Here is a 15,614-nt window from a genome sequence, read left to right as displayed (position 1 = left end):
TTTGTACGCTGGATAGCCCATTTTTCTTCAATAATAATAAAAAGTTTGGTACATTTTTAATATCAATTAGTAAATAAAGTTGGTGAGCGCATGATTTATATAGGCGTAACAGGGTGGGGAGATCACGATACACTGTACAGCCATGGAATAGGAGCCCGTGATAAGTTAAAGGAATATGCGGCGCATTTCCCAATTGTAGAAGTGGATGCTTCCTTTTATGCGATTCAGCCGGAAAAAAATAGTGCGAAATGGGTACAAGATACACCTGATCGCTTTCGTTTTGTTGTGAAAGCCTATCAAGGTATGACGGGCCACCAAAGAGGCGAAATACCTTTTGCTAATAATGATGAAATGTTTGAAGCTTTCATTTTGTCAATCCAACCATTTATCCAAAGCGGAAAACTAGCTATGGTTTTATTTCAGTTTCCGCCATGGTTTGACTGTACAAAAGAAAATGTTGGTTACTTACGATACTGCCGTGAAAAAATGCAGGATATTCCAATAGCTCTCGAGTTTCGAAATCAGACTTGGTTTTATCCTCAATATAAAGAAAGTACGCTTCAATTTATGGAAGAAGAGGGATGGATTCATAGCATTTGTGACGAACCACAAGTGGGATTAGGATCGGTTCCTACGATTCTGCATTCGACAAATAAGGAAAAAACATTAGTCCGTATGCATGGTCGTAATGTTGCCGCTTGGATGAAACCGAACGGGAATAATTGGAGAGAAGTTCGCTATCTGTATCGCTATAATAAAGAAGAACTGCTAGAATGGAAAAAATGGATTATCCAATTACAAAAAGAAACGAAAGATATATATGTCCTTTTCAACAATAACTCTGGTGGAGATGCAGCGGACAATGCTAAACAATTTATTGAAATGCTTGGGATTGAATATACAGGTTTAGCATCGAAGCAGCTTGGTTTATTTTAGTTGTTCTTTAAAAAGGTAAACTGAGAAATCGTCATTGCATACCGAGTTGTGAAGTAAATTTCTAATTTGAACACATTCCGTGATTCATAAAACGCTCAATTGCTAGATTGAGGTATTATGCAATCGTGCCTGAGTAAGTTCCAGTTGTCCCGCGAATCAATCTTTATCACGGCAAATCTTGTGTGGCTGTCGAAATTGTATCGTGAATCAGTCTTAACCACGGCAGCTCTTCTGTCAATGTCTCAATTGTGCCGTGTATCAGTCTCAATCGCAGCAGACCTTGTACTCTATGCGTCAGTTTTGCCGCGTATCCGTTTCAATCAAGGCAAAACTCGGCCATTTGTTACAATTTCGCCGTCCATTTGGAAAATCCTTATATTATTTAAAGGAATTGTTAGGAAGTGTATCCGTGAAAGAAAAGATTCACATTTATCATACGAATGATCTCCATAGCCATTTTGAAAACTGGCCAAAAATCAAATCCTTCCTCTCAGAAAGGAAATCCTTCCACGAAGCAGCAGGAGAAGAAATATTTCTTTTCGATTGTGGGGATTTTATGGATCGCTGGCACCCGTTTACAGAGGGTTCGATGGGGAAAGGGAATACAGCTTTATTTAATGAAAGCCATTATTCCGCTGTCACCATCGGAAATAATGAAGGAATTACTTTGCCATTTCAAGATTTGGATGCTTTGTACGAGGAAGCCAATTTTGATGTAATTGTGGCGAATTTATATCTTCCCGATTATAAAAGACCGAATTGGGTTCAACCATATGTCATTTATGAAACGAAGCATGGTTATAAAATTGGCGTTACTGCAGTGACAACCTATTATCAAAAACTATATAGGTTACTAGGCTGGGAGCTTTCGGAGCCTTTTACGGAACTTGAAATGCAGCTTAATCGTTTGCAAGATGAGGCAGATATGATCATTGTTCTTTCGCATTTAGGGATCCATGATGACGAAAAAATGGCGGCATTATTCCCACAAATCGATTTAATCCTAGGAGCCCATACTCATCACTTTTTTCACGAGGGGCAAAAGAGTCATAACACCATGATGGCGGCAGCAGGAAAATATGGTCGTTTTGTCGGGTATGTAGAAGTTGATTTAATGAAAAAGCCTGTCAATATCAAGCCAACGCTTTTTGAAACAGCGTTTCTTCCGCCCGAAAATGATGACTTTAATCAAGAACTTGAAAATATCGGTAAGAAGCAACTCGACGTCAAAGTAACTCAGTTACATCATCCCTTAGAGTTTTCCTGGGATCGACCATCTCCTTTGACAAATATCCTGTGTGAAGCCTTACATGAATGGTGTCAGCCGGATTGTACGCTAATTAATTCAGGATTAGTTCTTACTTCTCTTCAAAAAGGAGATGTAACGAAATACGATATTCATCAAATGCTGCCCCACCCTATAAATCCATGTACTGTTGAACTGACTGGTGCAGAGTTAAAAGAAGTCCTTTTACATGCGGAAAAAGATAAAGAATGGGTAGATCTTGAAGTAGTTGGTTTAGGTTTTAGAGGATCTGTCATGGGGGTTTTCGTTCATTGCGGTGTTGATGTAGATAAAATAGAACAACAGGTTTTAATTAAGGGAGTTCCAATCGATCCTGAAAAAACGTACACACTTGGAACAACCGATATGTTTACATTTGGCAGGTTTTTTCCGGAAATAAGACGATCTGAAGTAAAGCATTATTTTATGCCTGAATTTCTCCGCGATATAATGGAATGGAAATTAAAACGCATGCAAGATTGACCAATATCTACAGTAAACTATTTTCGCCTCTGTACATACATATGAGTATGGGGAGGAGTGAATAAAATGGTTTCTATGGAACCTTTAATGATAGAAGGACATACGTTTATAGCTACAACTGTTTTATTGCCAAAGACCACTTTACTGACAATTTCAAATGATAAAGGATATATAATGTGCGGGGCTCTTGATGTGGCATTGCTTAATGAGCGCCTCGTAGACCGTGAGATAATTGCTGGAAGGGCTGTTGGCGTAAAAACAATAGAACAATTAATGCGTGCGCCCCTTGAATCAGTTACGATTACGGCGGAAAAATTAGGGATTCACGTAGGGATGTCTGGCACGGATGCATTATTAAAAATGGTATAGAAAATGTAGGACAAATTTTCTAAACTAACTTTACCTTCTTAAGCATACATTTGCATTAAGGGGGGATTTTTTTGGCTGTATTCCGTTATCGAAAAATACGGCGTGGCCCTTTGCCATTTCGTTACGTCATGCTTTTATCTTTTGTGTTTTTCATTTTTTCCACTGCATTAGGACTTTGGATTGTAAATAATGGGATAAAACCGACATTAATCAACTATGCTGAATCCCAAACGAATAAAATTGCTCCAGCAGTCATCAATAAAGCAATTGAGGATGTTTTACCAAATGTAAAGGACCTAAATGAAGTTGCTGAAATATTGCCAAATGGGGCTGTAAAATATAAAGCAGATATTATTAACAAAACACAAGCCGATTTATCGAGGGCCATCCAAGTAAATTTAAAGCAGGCTGAAAAAGGAAACCTAGAGTCACTCCAAGCAGAAACAGGTGCACAAATTGATTACGACAAATCAAGTAAAGGTGAAGGAATTGTTTATTCTTTTCCGATCGGGCAAGCGACTAACAATGCTTTGCTTGGAAACTTAGGACCAAGAATCCCGATTAGATTTACGGCAGTTGGTAGTGTACGTTCAAGTGTTGACTCAAAAGTTGAGCAATATCCCATCAATAATATATTTGTAACAGTTTTTATTCCAATTGAGGTCAGTGTTCAAATTATTATTCCTTTCGGATCAAAAAAAACAGTTGTAAAGCAGGAAGTTCCACTAGCTATCGGATTATTTCCTCTGGCCGTCCCTGATTTTTATAATGGGAATGGAAATACGAACCCATCTATCCAATTTCCGACAAATCCTTAGTGCTATTGTAAGTAAGGTAGGAAAATGCTATATTGATATAGGTGTTTAAATTAAATAGACCTTATCAAAATCGGATGAGGTAGAGGCGCGAAAGAAATGAGTAATCTGTGTAAGGATGACGAACGATGATCACAGAGGAAAGGTTCTTTTGCCGAAGCGAGGATCTTCGTCAAATGGTTCTCGCTGGTGTTGCTTTGAAAAAGAGTAACACTCTCATACTTTGTAAAAAGATATGGGGAGCTACAGATCACGATGGAGGAACTGTACATTACAAGAGTAATGATAGATCTCTATCATTGCTCTTTTTATTTTAATGTCTAGCTCCATTGCAAAATTAGGAGGAATTATGGAACATTCAATTTTATCTTTACTTCCGCCGATATTGGCGATAGTGATGGTTATTATTACAAAAAGAGTGCTGCTCTCTTTAGGAACAGGGATAGTCGTTTCGGCATTGCTGTTGTCAAAAGGTAATGTTTCGGAAGGTGTAGCAATATTATGGAGCGCAGTAAAAGGAATTTTTATTGAAGATGGAGCTTTGAATACATGGAATGTGTATATTCTATTATTCTTATTTTTACTTGGTGTGATTACAGCTCTGATTAATATTTGTGGAGGAAGCAGAGCCTTCGGAGAATGGGCGATGACGAAAGTTAAAAATCGTGCAGGTGCTCAAATTCTTGCAGCTATTTTTGGTATCATCATCTTCATTGATGATTATTTTAATGCACTTGCAGTCGGACAGGTGGCTCGTCCTATTACAGATCGACATCGAGTCTCAAGGGCAAAGCTTGCATATATTATTGATTCGACATCTGCTCCAGTATGTGTTGTGTCTCCGATTTCTAGTTGGGGAGCTTTTATTATTGGGATTATCGGTACCGTTTTAATCCAACACAAAGTAACTGATATATCAGCTTTTACTGCATTTATTAAAATGATACCGATGAATTTGTATGTATGGACTACGTTGGCGATGGTTTTTATCATCGCATGGCGAAATATTGATTTTGGAAGTATGAAAAAACATGAAGAGCGGGCAATCTCGACAGGGGTTCCATATGATCCGAGTAAAACCATTCAAGGTGGAGTTAAAGATGATCTGCCAATTAGTGAAAAAGGAAAAGTCGGTGACTTATTATGGCCGATTATTGCTCTTTTTGTAGGAACATTAGGTGCTATTATTTGGAGTGGAGCAAAGGAAACTGAAGGTAAAATTACATTGATGGAAATATTCGGAAATGCTGATGTGTCAGAAGCGCTTGTGATCGGTGGTTTATTTGGATTGTTTGTCACCATCAGTTTGTTTTTCCGACAATATGTCAAGCATCGTTCAGTCGAGCGGGGAATGCTTTTTACTGGGATTAAAGTAGGCATTAAGTCAATGATGCCTGCTGTGTTAATATTATTATTTGCTTGGGCGATCATTACGCTAATAGATGAATTGGGTACAGGTTTATATTTAGGAAGCTTAGTTGAAAAATCACAGTTGAATCCTGCCTTTTTGCCATTCATATTATTTATTGGAGCAGCGGCAATGGCTTTTGCTACAGGTACATCTTGGGGATCATTTGGAATTTTGCTTCCAATTGCTGGTCAAATTGTTTCTGTGACGGATATATCCTTGTTGTTACCAGCTCTTGCTGCGGTCCTAGCAGGTGCAGTTATGGGTGATCATTGTTCCCCCATTTCCGATACGACGATACTTTCATCTACAGGAGCGGCTTGCAACCACATGGATCATGTCATGACTCAATTGCCATATGCATTAGTATCTGGGGCAATTAGTGCAGTTGGGTACTTAGTACTAGGTGTAACGGATAGTACGATTTTAGGTTTAATTACAGTAATAATATTATTAGTGGCTTTACTTGCAGTATTACGTAAATATAACCAATCGGAAGTAAGAACAGGGTGATATCATCCTGTTCTTTTGTTATATTAATATAACTTTTATTGAAAAATGACAAGTCCGAAAAATGCCAAAAACTAGAAAAAAATTAAATATTTTCTGTTTTGACAAGATGGGCTTATCTAGCTATAATATCTTTAGATTACAAATAATCTGAAAAAATAAAATCTTCCAAATGGAAGGAGAAAGGGGAAATTAAATGGAAAATCGCGCGCAGTTCGGTTCGAGAGCCGGTTTTATTTTTGCGGCAGTTGGTTCTGCGATTGGACTCGGAAATATTTGGCGTTTCCCAGCGGTTGCCTATGATAATGGAGGAGGAGCATTCTTTCTTCCGTATTTATTTGCATTACTGACAGCTGGTATTCCGCTTTTGATTCTTGAGTTCGCAATCGGACACAAGTATAGGGGATCTTCACCTTTGTCATTGGCAAGGGTTAAAAAAGGCGGAGAATGGATTGGTTGGTGGCAAATCTGTATATCCTTTGTCATTGCGACATACTACGCGGTAATTATTGCTTGGGCGCTAGCTTACACGTATTTTTCATTTAAGCTTGAATGGGGCACAGATACAACTCCATTCTTAATTGAAAATTATTTAAAAGTTGGCGGTACAGATACGATGGGAAGTTTCGTTCCAGGAGTATTATTTCCTCTTATCCTTGTTTGGCTTATTGTACTTGGGATTCTTTTCGCCGGCGTTAAAAAAGGAATTGAAATGGCTACAAAAATCATGATTCCTTTACTTGTAGTTTTATTTTTAATTATCGTAGTTCGAGCATTAACTCTTGACGGTGCTATGGAAGGCTTGAATCAATTTTTTAAACCTAACTGGTCCACAATATTGGACGGAAAAGTTTGGGTAGCAGCTTACGGACAAATATTCTTCAGTTTATCTATTGGTTTTGCAATTATGATTACTTATTCAAGTTATTTACCGAAAAAGTCCGATATTACGAACAGTGCATTTATTACCGGATTTGCTAACTCAGGATTTGAGTTACTTGCTGGATTTGGTGTATTCGCTGCATTAGGTTTTATGGCTGCGCAGCAAGGCGTACCAGTAAATGAAGTTGTAAAAGGCGGAGTTATTCTTGCATTTTCTATTTTCCCGACCATTATCAATCAATTGCCTGCATTTAACGAAATATTCGGTATCTTATTCTTCGTTTCCTTAACATTGGCAGGTTTGACTTCACTTATTTCTATTGTTGAAACGTATATTGCCGGTATACAGGAAAAATTTAATATTAGTCGTACAAAAGCCGTTCTTTTTGGCGGTGGAGTTACTGCAATCGTTTCTTTAGCATTTTCTACACAAAATGGTCTGAATCTTCTGGATGTAGCCGATTACTTTATTAACCAATTCGGTGTAGCTATGGCGGGACTCTTTGAAGTTATTTTCATTGCTTGGTTTGCGAAACAGCTTAAACCACTTCAAGCCCATGCTGATTCAGTATCCGATATTAGATTGGGAGCATGGTGGAGAATCAGTCTTTCAATCATAACGCCAGTCGTTTTAGGTTATATGATGTTTGATAATTTACGTCAAAACTTGACTGGTGATTATGGTAACGGTGATTACCCACGTGAATTCATATTCAAATATGGTTGGACAGTTGCCATCGGTGCGATTCTAGTAGGCGTATTGTTAACATTAAAACCGTGGAAGGGGCATGCCCTTGAACAACCTGCTTTCGAAGAGAAGAAGGAGGTTTCATAATGACTGGTAGTGCAATTACTATGATGATAATTGGGGTCGTCATTATTTGGGGAGGATTAGCAGCGAGTGTTGCTCTTGCCATTTCTAAAGCAAAAGAAGCAAAAAGAAATTCGTAATATTAAAAGCTTCGGGTGTCAGAAAACCCGAAGCTTTACCTTTTTGCTCGTTCAAGTCGTTCCCATAATCTTAAATGGGGATATGGATCAAATGACCACTCATGAATCCCATTATCCTTGTACATTCCGAAATGTAAATGTGGAGGAAATTTTCCAGAGGTCCCAGGAGGACCGTATCCGGAACTACCTACGCTTCCTATTACTTGACCTGGTGAAACGATATCACCAATCTTTAAATCTTTAGAGAAACCATTTAAATGTGCGTAATAATGATACGTATTATTTAAATCACGAATCCCAACTCTCCATCCCCCGTACTTATTCCAGCCTTTTAATTCAACTACACCGTATCCAACTGCGCGTACAGGCGCTCCATAACCTGCGAAAATATCCGTTCCTTCATGGATTCGCCTGCCACCCCAGCCACGTCGGTCCCCCCACGTGTTTTTATACGTATAATTATACCCTTTCGGAATAGGAAAAGCCCTATCGTCTAAATCTACTCGATTAAATTTTCTATATACTTTAGCATTTGTCATGATCGATCTAACGGTTTGGTCCCGTTTATAATAATCCCAGATAGCTATACGAAATGCTTGATCGTTCATTCCGTACTGAGAAAGGTATTTTGCCAAAGTGAATAAAAGATCCTCTCCGTTATTTTTATCTGCTTTTCCATCGCCATTGCCATCCATTCCTTTTCCATTGAAAAAATCAATCCTTATAGGATTCGTATCGTTTGGATTCGGATTTAAAGGACCTGCCCATTGTTGGGGGGATAGGTAATATCCTGTTATGCTGTTGGGCTTTGGTAAATCCTTTCTTACGTAGCGGATACTCCGTTCGAATTGATCGATTGCAGCTACATAATACCAAGGTATTCCTGAGACGGATTCAGTTTTTTTATATAAGTTCATTCTTTTATCATAAATTTCTTTTTGTGATAATTCTTTTGCTTCTACTGTACTATAAGGTAGGAAAAAAAATATTAAAATGACGGGCAAGAGTTTTTTCATCGATAGTACCTCTTTCAAAATGATGCTTGGCCTCGAGAAATCAGGCCAAGCATTCAAACGTTATTTTTTATTTTCAAACTGCTGCCTGTAATTGGAGCGTTCCAAATGATGATTCCGATCACCAATTGCTTCACCATTAGCATTTTCACCGTCATTTAATTTTCTACCTTGTGGAGATCGCTCCAGCATTAATTTTACCGTATCCCTTACGGTTTTATCTTTATCCGTAGTGCGGGCATTCATTGATGCGATATTTTCTACGTTTTGACGTAATTTAGGATCATCGGTCACATAAACATGGTACCAACGTGGGACAACACTCATTGCTGTTTTCTTTACTTGGTCTGCAATTTCAAAACGTTCATCATTGCGGTTTCCGTTTGTCGTATACGCTATTAAAACTTCTTGGTCGGTTACGAGCACACTCGCATCGTCTACACCTGGCAGCATAACCAATATTTTGCTTATACTATTAGCAGTCTCTTCTCTGTCCATCCCCTGAATAGCTCTAGTATTTTTAACATCACCTGCTGGGATAGGGCTTTTTACTTGACGCACATATCCATATAAATCATCATCCTGCTGGTTACGGTTATAATTCGATCCATGTTCCGCTACATTTATTGAATTTCCACTTTTATGGTAAACATGATTATCCTCGGCTGTTCTCTTGTTATTATTATTGGCACCACAACCAACCAACATTGCACAAACAAAAATAATTGGAATTGATTTATTTTTCATATCAACTACCTCCTCTTTTAATAGAATGTGCAGGAAAATATATTTTTTTCTTAGTAATTGTTGGGGATTAAGCTATAATTTAAATAACCATTTGAAATATCGGAGGGTAACATGATCATTATTAATAATTGTCAATATGAGTTGGTAAATGAATTTCGAGACGGATACAATGAGGAAGCTTTTCGAGCTCGTTTCAGCGATGTTTTATCGAAGTATGATTACATTGTGGGAGACTGGGGGTACGGCCAGCTGCGCCTAAAAGGATTTTTTTCTGATCAAAATCAAAAAGCCTCATTTGATACAAAAATAGGAACATTAACAGAGTACTTATACGAGTATTGCAATTTCGGCTGTTCTTATTTTGTTTTGAAAAAAGTGGAAAAATAATTTAGAGGTGTCCCTTGAAACTAATGGGACACCTATTTTTAACTATCTTGATATGGTATCTGAGTTTCTCTTTCAGGATCATCATGTGTATTATGTGCATTTGGTCCCTTACGGGGGTTATCCTCGTGCATGGATTTAAACTCGTAGTTGAAAGCACTGTAAGACCGTTGACCTTCTTCCCAAGGTGTCGATTTATTTTCGACTGGAGTATCTTTTCCGCGCGGAGCACCATAAGCGCCTTCGGGAAGGTCTTCAGGAATAACATAATTTCTTTGCTTGGCTACATTCGATAATTCTGTATAGGGAGGGTCTTGTTTATCTTGGTTATTTGCCTTAGGTCGATCATTAGCCATATTCATTCTCCTTTTTAGCTATATCTTAACCAGCCCAATTCTATATATCCTTTTCAAATTTTTCCTCATTGGACCACAAGCTGTTATGTTTGATATGATAAATAGTGAAAAATATCAAGTGGAGGCATCAGCCTATGTATTTTGTAGATAGGGAAAAAATTGAAGCAATATTACTTTTTATGGAAAAACAAATAGAGCTAATCCAAAATCATAACAGTTGGAAATCTGAAATAGAAAAAAGTGCTTTAGAGCGGGGGGTACATACCATTATTGAAGCAGTTCTTGATACAGGAAATGCGATGATTGATGGATTTATTATGAGGGATCCAGGTAGTTATGAGGATATAGTTGATATATTGACGGATGAAAAAGTGGTCGATGAGGAGTTGTCACTAGTGCTAAAGGACATTATTTCGTTTAGGAAAATGCTTGTCCAACAATATTCCAATGTCGATCATGACGCATTACTAAATGTTGTTTCTACTTCAATAAATACACTACTAACATTTCCTGAACGGGTTAGGACGTATTTAACGCATGAGCTAGGTCCTGTCTCAGCTTTTAAAAATTAGAAAAACGGCCTTGGATGGCCGTTTTTTCTATTAGGATTTGTTTAACGACTCAAAGGAGCCTCTTATATTTCCCCTTTAGAACTATGTGCGAGTCTGCTTGATGCGGCGGCTGCAATTGCACCGACAATATCATCTAAAAAAGTATGACATTTCCCAGAAGAATGATCATTTAATTTTTCTAGTATGCCTGGTTTTTGCTTATCAATATACCCGTAATTTGTAAAACCAATGGAGCCATATACATTCACGATTGAGAAAGCAAGAATCTCATCTACACCGTAGAGACTTTCATCACTCGCAATAATCGATTGTAACGGTTCGTCCAGCTTCCCATTTTCAGCAAGTATATCCAACTGAATCCCTGTTAAAATGGCATTTTGCACTTCTCTTTTTTGAAGAACACGTTCAATATTGTAAATACATTCCTCCATTTGCAAATCTGGATGGTATTTTTTTTGAAGGAACATCACTAGCTCTGCAATATCTTCAATTTTTACCCCGCGTTCTTTTAAAAGACGCCGTGCAGTTTCTTCAGAAATACTTATGTCTCGTTCATTGTACAATTGTCTCATCCTTCCCGTAATTTCCTCATTAAATATCTTTTGCAAAATTTAGCCTCAAACTACTCGGCAAGAAAACATATTACCTTCATATAATTGAATATCAGGATATACCATGCGCTTTGCAAAGAGCAAATGAAAGAGGGATGCTCCATGTCAGAAAAAATATTGGAATATTATTTTGGTATGACACCAGAACAAACGATACAAGACGGAAGCACCGTTCGGTACATGGTAGATAACTCACTTTATACTATTATTCAAGTGACTCATTTGGAACAAGAGGCGTTAATTGAATTATATGAGATGTCGGAACATATGGCAAAGTATGGAGATAATAAAGTGTCTACTTTTGTTCCAGCATTAAATGAAAAATTTCTTGTTACCCATGAGAATCAAGATTATGTACTCATGCATAATTATGTTTTTCCTCCATCGCGCAATAAAAACTCGGGAATAAAGCTTGCGAAATTTCATGAACGTGGGAAGTTGATCCAAGCACCAATTTCCGGGGCAAACAGGGTAGGACAGTGGAAAACGTATTGGGTTAAAAGACTTGAACAAATAGAAAATGTATGGTCAGGTGTTGTACAGGAGAGAACGGGAGAAGAGTTTGAAAAATTATTTATCAGGTCATTTCCATACTATCTTGGTCTTTGCGAAAATGCTATTCAATATGTAACGGATACAGAACTTGATGAAGAGTTGACTTTTTCAGATATGGGGACCATTGGCCATCAAAGATTCCGTGAAAATTTATGGAACAACGAAATGGAAATTAGAAACCCATTTGATTGGGTATTTGACCATCCCTCTCGTGATATTTCAGAATGGATTCGGGACTGTTACTTTCGCAACAAAAGATCATTTCAACCTGAGTTGACTCAGTTTTTACGAGGATATGAATCCGTCTCTCCATTATCATCATTTTCATGGAGATTAATCTATGCCCGTTTACTTTTTCCGTTGCATTATTTTTCTTGTATTGAAGATTATTATCTCACTTCATCTCAATGGACTCAAAAGCAATTAGAAGAAAGATTGAGCCGTTATTTACGTGATGCACAAGAATACGAACGATTTTTGGGAAGCTTCTATCAATTAGCTGGAGTGGGACATGGACACTTCCCGGTCATTGATTGGTTAATCCCTTCATAATGAAAAATAAAGAGCCTACAATTAAATAGGCTCTTGTGAATTAATATATAATTAGTTTTAGAATACCTGCTCTACTTCTAGTACGCCAGGGACTTCCTCAACCAATGCACGTTCAATTCCAGCTTTTAATGTGATAGTGGAGCTTGGACAAGTTCCACATGCACCAAGTAGACGGAGTTTTACAATTCCATCATCTACATCAACGAGTTCACAATCTCCGCCGTCTCGAAGGAGGAATGGGCGTAATTTATCTAAAACTTCTTGAACTTGTTCCATCATTGTTTGTTCATACATTGATATCGACTCCTTTCCATATAACCATTATAATCAGTATAAAGAAAAAAATCTATAAAACAATCGAATTCGATTTTTCGTTATAAACAAGGGAGAGAAACATAATGAAAAAGGAAGTTGAAATTTTTGTTTATGGAGCAGAACAGATTTGTGCAAGCTGTGTTGGTATGCCTTCATCTAAAGAAACGTACGAATGGTTGGATGCAGCAATTTCAAGAAAGTATCCAGAACAGCCGTTTACCATTAAATATATTGACATTTTTAATCCACCAGAGGAAGAGAAACACCGATTATTTGCAACCCATGTCATAGAAGAGGACTTATTTTATCCAGTCGTAACAATTGGCGAGGAAATTATTGGTGAAGGTAATCCGAAATTAAAGGATATTTATAAAGAAATGGAGAAGTACGGATATGAAGAGGTCAGTCCAAAATAAGGACTGACCTCTCACTTTTTTATTGTTTTTTGAAGTACTTATCAATTTTAACCTTTATGGAACTTATACATCCAAAGAACTCCGGATTTCAGGATTCTTGCAATTCTTCCTGTTATGGCGCGATCGGCCATTAAGCCAAACCCTTGCTTTTTCCCTAGAGATCCAAGAACGCCTTTTAATTTTATGGTAGGCATTTCTTGCGGAAGTTCTTTTCCTTCCCAGCGTTTTGTTAGGACCATCACGATTTGCTCCGCTTGTCCTTCCGCCAGCTGTGCACTTGGTGCATATGGAAGGCTTGCGCAGTCACCTACAACATACACATTTTCGTGATTAGGAACATTATGGTATTTTGTTAAAATGACCCTTCCTTGTTTATCTTTCTCGACATTTAGGTCACGTACAATTTTATTTGGCTGAATTCCTGCGGTCCAAACGATAACATCTGTATGAACAGGTTCATTGTTATTGAACAATAATTGATCTTCTACTTTTGTAATATTTGCTTCGTTAACGACATCAACGCCATTCATATTAAACCAATTTTGTACATAACGACTAATTCTTTCCGGAAAAGAGGAAAGAATTGTTTTGCCACGGTCAAATAGTTTGATGATTAAGTCTGGACGGCTTTCTCTGAGTTCACTGGCAAGCTCAATACCGCTTAAGCCACCACCAACAATGCTAACAATAGAATTAGCTGGTAGATTATTTAGCTTTTGATACGTATCCCGTGCTTTCCCAATTGTTTGAATGCTATAAGTATATGTATCTGCACCAGGAATGTTATGGTACTTATCCTCGCACCCTAACCCAATAATGAGGTCATCAAAAGAAACGGAATCTGAATTAGACAAAAGAATTTCTTTTTTCTCTAGATTGATTTCCGTTACTTCACCATAAACAATATTTAAATTTAGGTGTTCAGGAAAAGCTACTCGTACCTCTTGGTCTGAAATCGTCCCAGCTGCGAGGGCATAGTATTCCGTTTTTAAAGAATGATATGGCACTCTATCAATGAGTGTAATGGTTACATCGTCCGGCAGATGATTTGGCAGTAATTCACGAAGGACACGCATATTTCCATATCCTCCACCGAGCAATACTAGTTTTTTCATGAAAAATATCCCCTTTTTGCCGTCTACTTGAAGAAAAATAGTAAAAAATGTTAATAATGATAGCACATTGATTATAATCCCACGTAAAAGTATAGCTGATTCCCATTTTATATACAACATACGAGAAAAAGGAAAAAACATTTGGGATAATTTCAAATTTTCCCTTATAGTATAATCCTACCCTTTGACTATCAAGGTCTAAACAGGTAGGATTATATTGTTATGTCAGGCTCTAGTGACTATCGACTGCAGGCTTCTTTTGAGAAAGTCAATAGGCGCGATGAGAAAGGTGCTTGTGCTTTTATTCAGAGGTGATTTTTTTGAATCCAATTATCGAGTTTTGTATAAGTAATTTGGGTAGTGGAGGATACGAAGCTTTACAAGTGTTAGAGGAAGATCCTAATTTGGATATTGTAGAATACGGCTGTCTTGATCATTGCGATTTATGTGCCGAAAGTTTATATGCGCTCGTCAATGGTGAGGTTGTAACAGGGGAGACTCCTGAATTGCTTGTTAAAGCTATTTATCAATATATAGAAGAAAATCCAATGTTTTAATTGGTTGAGAATAATGCATTAGAAGTATATACTTAATGTATACGCTAGATGAAAGGAGTGCACTTATGAGTACAACCATAACACTTACAGAAGCCGCAGCTTTACAAATAAAAGATATGATGAAACATAATGGAGAAGAAGATGCATATTTTCGTTTTTCCATTAATGGTGGTGGCTGTAGCGGCTTATCATACGGCATGAGCTTAGACCACGAAAAATCAGATACCGATGAATTTTTTGAACAGTTTGGTATCCCTGTTATTATAGATCACGAAAGTGCTCCGCTTTTAAAAGGAACGGTTATAGACTATAAACAATCCTTAATGGGTGGAGGCTTTACAATCGACAATCCGAATGCCCTCGTGTCTTGCGGATGCGGCTCATCTTTCCGAACAGCAAATGTTCAAGGTTCGCCGGAGAAATGTTAGGAAAGAGGATAAAGGATTATCGTTAAAGGATTTGTATAATAAACTGAAAACGAGTAAGAAATCGTTTAATTAATGCTTCTTAATGTATCTTAATAATACATTAGGAAGCTTTTTTATGTATTCATTAAAATAGAGGATTTACTATTCGAATAAAAATAACCAATTAAATAGAAAAAGAATATATCGATAAATCGATGGTAATTCTCGATGAAATAGCATGAAAAAGGAATTTGATCGATAAATCCGTGGTAATTCTCGATGAAATAGCATGAAAAAAGGATTTGATCGATAAATTCAGGGTAATTCTCGATGAAACAGCATGAAAAAGGAATTTGATCGATAAATCCATGGTAA

The 15,614-nt window shown here is 37.4% G+C and carries 18 protein-coding genes, 1 pseudogene and 1 riboswitch; of the genes and pseudogenes, 13 read left to right on the top strand and 6 right to left on the bottom strand.

Features of this window, described 5'->3' with window-relative positions; translation table 11 throughout:
* Positions 1-90 precede the first annotated feature (90 nt).
* The 7 genes from KHA97_RS09205 to KHA97_RS09170 all read left to right on the top strand — a co-directional run bounded on the left by KHA97_RS09205 (position 91) and on the right by KHA97_RS09170 (position 7,639).
* Positions 91-936, top strand: a complete 846-nt coding sequence (locus KHA97_RS09205) for a DUF72 domain-containing protein (protein WP_213124464.1) — start codon at positions 91-93, stop codon at positions 934-936.
* A gap of 409 nt (positions 937-1,345) precedes the next feature.
* Positions 1,346-2,704 carry a bifunctional metallophosphatase/5'-nucleotidase gene (locus tag KHA97_RS09200; RefSeq protein ID WP_325167435.1) on the top strand — a complete coding sequence of 453 codons (1,359 nt, stop codon included), beginning with the start codon at positions 1,346-1,348 and terminating at the stop codon, positions 2,702-2,704.
* 66 nt (positions 2,705-2,770) lie between these two features.
* Positions 2,771-3,073 (top strand): YunC family protein, encoded by a 303-nt coding sequence (locus tag KHA97_RS09195; RefSeq protein ID WP_213124462.1) that lies wholly within the window; start codon positions 2,771-2,773, stop codon positions 3,071-3,073.
* 71 nt (positions 3,074-3,144) lie between these two features.
* Positions 3,145-3,891: a sporulation protein YunB gene (gene yunB, locus KHA97_RS09190; protein ID WP_213124461.1), complete on the top strand. Its 747-nt coding sequence runs from the start codon at positions 3,145-3,147 to the stop codon at positions 3,889-3,891.
* A 72-nt stretch (positions 3,892-3,963) separates the two neighbouring features.
* Positions 3,964-4,142, top strand: a riboswitch (Lysine riboswitch).
* A 95-nt stretch (positions 4,143-4,237) separates the two neighbouring features.
* On the top strand, positions 4,238-5,809 hold the full coding sequence (locus tag KHA97_RS09180) for a Na+/H+ antiporter NhaC family protein (protein ID WP_213124459.1): 1,572 nt from the start codon (positions 4,238-4,240) through the stop codon (positions 5,807-5,809).
* Positions 5,810-6,002: 193 nt separating this feature from the next.
* Entirely contained in the window at positions 6,003-7,523 is a 1,521-nt protein-coding gene (locus KHA97_RS09175) for a sodium-dependent transporter (RefSeq protein ID WP_213124458.1), read from the top strand.
* Positions 7,523-7,639, top strand: a complete 117-nt coding sequence (locus tag KHA97_RS09170; RefSeq protein ID WP_213124457.1) for a methionine/alanine import family NSS transporter small subunit — start codon at positions 7,523-7,525, stop codon at positions 7,637-7,639. Before KHA97_RS09175 ends, KHA97_RS09170 begins: the two co-directional genes overlap by 1 nt.
* A gap of 35 nt (positions 7,640-7,674) precedes the next feature.
* Here KHA97_RS09170 and KHA97_RS09165 read toward each other — a convergent pair whose 3' ends face one another.
* Both KHA97_RS09165 and KHA97_RS09160 read right to left on the bottom strand, forming a co-directional pair.
* Positions 7,675-8,655, bottom strand: a complete 981-nt coding sequence (locus KHA97_RS09165) for a M23 family metallopeptidase (protein WP_213124456.1) — start codon at positions 8,653-8,655, stop codon at positions 7,675-7,677.
* Positions 8,656-8,715: 60 nt separating this feature from the next.
* Entirely contained in the window at positions 8,716-9,399 is a 684-nt protein-coding gene (locus KHA97_RS09160) for a YhcN/YlaJ family sporulation lipoprotein (protein WP_213124455.1), read from the bottom strand.
* A gap of 111 nt (positions 9,400-9,510) precedes the next feature.
* Between KHA97_RS09160 and KHA97_RS09155 the strand changes: the two genes are divergently transcribed.
* Entirely contained in the window at positions 9,511-9,786 is a 276-nt protein-coding gene (locus KHA97_RS09155) for a YutD family protein (protein WP_213124454.1), read from the top strand.
* Between the two features lie 38 nt (positions 9,787-9,824).
* Here the strand turns inward: KHA97_RS09155 and KHA97_RS09150 are convergent, their stop codons facing one another.
* Positions 9,825-10,139 (bottom strand): cytosolic protein, encoded by a 315-nt coding sequence (locus tag KHA97_RS09150; RefSeq protein WP_213124453.1) that lies wholly within the window; start codon positions 10,137-10,139, stop codon positions 9,825-9,827.
* Between the two features lie 134 nt (positions 10,140-10,273).
* On the opposite strand from KHA97_RS09150, the gene KHA97_RS09145 reads away from it, so the two are divergent.
* Positions 10,274-10,711 (top strand): DUF86 domain-containing protein, encoded by a 438-nt coding sequence (locus KHA97_RS09145; protein ID WP_213124452.1) that lies wholly within the window; start codon positions 10,274-10,276, stop codon positions 10,709-10,711.
* 62 nt (positions 10,712-10,773) lie between these two features.
* Here KHA97_RS09145 and KHA97_RS09140 read toward each other — a convergent pair whose 3' ends face one another.
* Complete coding sequence (locus tag KHA97_RS09140) at positions 10,774-11,283, bottom strand: phosphatidylglycerophosphatase A family protein (RefSeq protein ID WP_213125716.1); 510 nt, start codon at positions 11,281-11,283, stop codon at positions 10,774-10,776.
* 141 nt (positions 11,284-11,424) lie between these two features.
* Between KHA97_RS09140 and yutH the strand changes: the two genes are divergently transcribed.
* The gene (yutH, locus tag KHA97_RS09135; RefSeq protein ID WP_213124451.1) at positions 11,425-12,429 is read left to right on the top strand and encodes a spore coat putative kinase YutH; all 1,005 of its coding nucleotides are present in this window, start codon (positions 11,425-11,427) and stop codon (positions 12,427-12,429) included.
* A 57-nt stretch (positions 12,430-12,486) separates the two neighbouring features.
* Here yutH and KHA97_RS09130 read toward each other — a convergent pair.
* A pseudogene (locus KHA97_RS09130) lies at positions 12,487-12,743 on the bottom strand (NifU family protein).
* A gap of 84 nt (positions 12,744-12,827) precedes the next feature.
* Between KHA97_RS09130 and KHA97_RS09125 the strand changes: the two are divergent.
* A complete protein-coding gene (locus KHA97_RS09125) occupies positions 12,828-13,160 on the top strand; it encodes a YuzD family protein (protein WP_213124449.1) in 333 nt (110 codons plus the stop codon).
* A 47-nt stretch (positions 13,161-13,207) separates the two neighbouring features.
* Here KHA97_RS09125 and KHA97_RS09120 read toward each other — a convergent pair whose 3' ends face one another.
* A complete protein-coding gene (locus KHA97_RS09120) occupies positions 13,208-14,275 on the bottom strand; it encodes an NAD(P)/FAD-dependent oxidoreductase (protein ID WP_213124448.1) in 1,068 nt (355 codons plus the stop codon).
* Between the two features lie 320 nt (positions 14,276-14,595).
* Between KHA97_RS09120 and KHA97_RS09115 the strand changes: the two genes are divergently transcribed.
* Together KHA97_RS09115 and KHA97_RS09110 are read left to right on the top strand one after the other, a co-directional pair.
* Complete coding sequence (locus KHA97_RS09115) at positions 14,596-14,832, top strand: YuzB family protein (protein ID WP_213124447.1); 237 nt, start codon at positions 14,596-14,598, stop codon at positions 14,830-14,832.
* Between the two features lie 65 nt (positions 14,833-14,897).
* On the top strand, positions 14,898-15,260 hold the full coding sequence (locus tag KHA97_RS09110) for a HesB/IscA family protein (protein ID WP_213124446.1): 363 nt from the start codon (positions 14,898-14,900) through the stop codon (positions 15,258-15,260).
* Positions 15,261-15,614 lie beyond the last annotated feature (354 nt).

The organism is Lederbergia citri, assembly GCF_018343625.1.
Taxonomy (GTDB): Bacteria; Bacillota; Bacilli; order Bacillales; family Bacillaceae_C; genus Lederbergia; species Lederbergia citri.
The sequence above is the reverse complement of the archived record's forward strand: the minus strand, read 5'-3'. Positions and strand labels throughout refer to the sequence as shown.

Coding starts and splice junctions, on each gene's coding strand:
- KHA97_RS09155 (WP_213124454.1), top strand. CDS start 9,511: ATGATCATTATTAATAATTGTCAATATGAGTTGGTAAATGAATTTCGA.
- KHA97_RS09145 (WP_213124452.1), top strand. CDS start 10,274: ATGTATTTTGTAGATAGGGAAAAAATTGAAGCAATATTACTTTTTATG.
- KHA97_RS09125 (WP_213124449.1), top strand. CDS start 12,828: ATGAAAAAGGAAGTTGAAATTTTTGTTTATGGAGCAGAACAGATTTGT.
- KHA97_RS09150 (WP_213124453.1), bottom strand. CDS start 10,139: ATGGCTAATGATCGACCTAAGGCAAATAACCAAGATAAACAAGACCCT.
- KHA97_RS09120 (WP_213124448.1), bottom strand. CDS start 14,275: ATGAAAAAACTAGTATTGCTCGGTGGAGGATATGGAAATATGCGTGTC.
- KHA97_RS09195 (WP_213124462.1), top strand. CDS start 2,771: ATGGTTTCTATGGAACCTTTAATGATAGAAGGACATACGTTTATAGCT.
- KHA97_RS09180 (WP_213124459.1), top strand. CDS start 4,238: ATGGAACATTCAATTTTATCTTTACTTCCGCCGATATTGGCGATAGTG.
- KHA97_RS09165 (WP_213124456.1), bottom strand. CDS start 8,655: ATGAAAAAACTCTTGCCCGTCATTTTAATATTTTTTTTCCTACCTTAT.
- KHA97_RS09160 (WP_213124455.1), bottom strand. CDS start 9,399: ATGAAAAATAAATCAATTCCAATTATTTTTGTTTGTGCAATGTTGGTT.
- KHA97_RS09140 (WP_213125716.1), bottom strand. CDS start 11,283: ATGAGACAATTGTACAATGAACGAGACATAAGTATTTCTGAAGAAACT.
- KHA97_RS09175 (WP_213124458.1), top strand. CDS start 6,003: ATGGAAAATCGCGCGCAGTTCGGTTCGAGAGCCGGTTTTATTTTTGCG.
- KHA97_RS09170 (WP_213124457.1), top strand. CDS start 7,523: ATGACTGGTAGTGCAATTACTATGATGATAATTGGGGTCGTCATTATT.
- KHA97_RS09110 (WP_213124446.1), top strand. CDS start 14,898: ATGAGTACAACCATAACACTTACAGAAGCCGCAGCTTTACAAATAAAA.
- KHA97_RS09205 (WP_213124464.1), top strand. CDS start 91: ATGATTTATATAGGCGTAACAGGGTGGGGAGATCACGATACACTGTAC.
- yutH (WP_213124451.1), top strand. CDS start 11,425: ATGTCAGAAAAAATATTGGAATATTATTTTGGTATGACACCAGAACAA.